This window comes from Mesorhizobium sp. M2A.F.Ca.ET.037.01.1.1, from assembly GCF_003998075.1.
GTDB lineage: Bacteria > Pseudomonadota > Alphaproteobacteria > Rhizobiales > Rhizobiaceae > Mesorhizobium.
On the sequence record NZ_RZSA01001034.1, the window covers coordinates 1 to 2210 of the forward strand.

A 2210-nucleotide genomic window follows, 5' to 3' on the forward strand; every position below is an offset into this window, starting at 1 on the left:
CGCGCGAATTGGAGTCCGCGCTCTACATCGCCAATTCGGAATTCACCGCTCGTGCCTACAAGGAGAAGTTCGGCATTGAATCCACGGTGATTCCACCCACGATCAATCCTGCCTTCTACAGCACGCCGACGACCGGCGAGTTCGTGACGATGATCAATCCTTACAACGAGAAGGGTTTCGAACTGGCCGTCCAAATTGCCCGCGAATGCGCGGAAATCCCGTTCCTGTTCGTTGAGAGCTGGATGCTCGACGACGATCACCGGGCCGAGATCGAGCGGACGCTTGCTTCGCTCGGCAATGCCGTCCTCGAGAGCCGTACCAGCGACATGAAGACGGTCTACGGCCGCACGAAGATCCTGCTTGCTCCCAGCAAATGGGAAGAAGCCTGGGGCAGGGTCGCGTCGGAGGCGCATTGCAGCGGCATTCCCGTTGTCGGATCCCGGCGCGGCGGTCTCCCGGAAGCGATCGGCAACGGCGGCGTGATACTGGATTACGATGCTCCGCTCGCCGACTGGGTGGCTGCCATCCGGCGGCTATGGACCGACAAGGCCGATTACGACAGGATGTCCGCGGCGGCTCGCCTGTTTGCGGAGCGGCCGCAGATGAACCCCGACAACCAGTTCGCGACGTTCATGGACGTCCTGAATCGTGCTGTCGAAGGACAGTCCCTTCGCAAGGCTTCCTGAGCGGGACTGCCGCGACACGAGGCGAAACCGGCACTTCGCAACGGTTTATGTCGCATGCAACAATTCGTGCCAACGCGGGCGCGGGACGAAAAGTCAAATGCGCTGCATCAGAAATGTTGCAGTGCAGCAATTCCTATACTACCATCCCCATCGGGTGGGCCAACAGCGGTCGAATGAATGCTGCATGTCGTGTGCCTCAAGTACGATTCCCATCCAGTTGCCCCTGTCGTGCGACTTTTCCTGACGGCTGAAGACGCCGCGCCGAAGTCCGCGGGCAAGGCCGGTTGCCTTGTTCAGGCCTGGTTGTGGGCGGGCTGCCCGATGAATCCCGGCGTGGGCGCGGGCCGAGAATGAGGATATGCTTCGTCGTCGACAAGTTCCCCTCCCTGTCGGAGACCTTTGTCCTTGACCAGATAGCAGGCTGCCTCGAGCGCGGCATGGAAGTCGGGGTCGTCTGCAACGAGACGACCTTCGGCAAGGACGTCAATGTCGACGATCGGCGCTGGAAGGGTCTGCCCGGCAAAGTCGTGTGCTGGTGGGGCTGGCTCGGCCGTTATCGACCCTTGCTGAGGAAATGGTCAGGCAAGTCTTGGGACAAGCTCTCGACCGCCATCGACCTCCTGTACGCGCGCAAATTGCACAAGGCTGATGTCATCGTCGCGCATTTCGGCACGAACGGCTTGCGGGTGGCGCGTGTCATCAAGCGTGGGCGGATTTCCGCGCCGCTGGTGACCGTCTTCCACGGCAACGACGTCGGCGGCCCGATGCATGACAACACGCTGGCGCGCTACAGGACGGTGTTCGAGAACGGCGTCCTCCAGATGCCGGTGAATGCCTTCTTTCGCGATGCCCTTATCGAGGTCGGCGCCCCGCCGGGCGAGGTCGTCGTGCACCATATGGGCGTTCGACCCGGCGAGATAGAATACCGGTGGCGATCCTGGAAGAATGAGACGCTGTCGTTCATTTCGGTCTGTCGTCTGACCGAAAAAAAAGGCGTTGAATATGCGCTTCGCGCGCTGGCCAGGCTGCCGCGTGATGACTGGAACTATTCGGTGATCGGCGCCGGCGAATTGCTGGAGCAATTGAAACGACTGGCCGCCGAGCTCGGCATCGCCGGGCGCGTCGATTTCCTCGGCCCCAGGCCGCATGCGGAGGTCAAGCAGCGCTTGCGGGACGCGCATGTCTTCGTGCTGCCCAGCGTAAGCGCCCACAACGGCGACCTCGAAGGCATCCCGGTCGCCCTGATGGAGGCGATGGCTGCCGGACTGACGGTGGTCAGCACCTACCATTCAGGGATACCCGAACTGATCGAGGACGGGAAAACCGGCTTCCTCGCGCCGGAACGGGACGTTGCGGCGTTGGCCGCCAAACTCGTCTGGGTCGCCGACAACCCGGTCCTGTGCGAGCCGATCGCGATCGCCGCGCGGCGCAAGATAGAAACAGACTTCAATGCCGACGTGCTGAACCAGCGGTTCGCACGGATTGCGATTGAACTGGCTGGAACGAGAGCACACTGATGAACGC

The 2210-nt window shown here is 61.9% G+C and carries 2 protein-coding genes; both read left to right on the top strand.

Translation table 11 applies throughout. The features are described from left to right. On the top strand, positions 1-686 hold a 686-nt coding region (locus EOA27_RS33005), incomplete at its 5' end, for a glycosyltransferase (protein ID WP_127258360.1). A gap of 350 nt (positions 687-1036) precedes the next feature. Then, on the top strand, positions 1037-2203 hold the full coding sequence (locus EOA27_RS33010; protein WP_127249363.1) for a glycosyltransferase: 1167 nt from the start codon (positions 1037-1039) through the stop codon (positions 2201-2203). Positions 2204-2210: the final 7 nt, after the last annotated feature.

Bases quoted from the DNA above. Each gene is read 5' to 3' on its own strand.
- EOA27_RS33010 (WP_127249363.1), top strand. From the start codon at position 1,037: ATGAGGATATGCTTCGTCGTCGACAAGTTCCCCTCCCTGTCGGAGACC.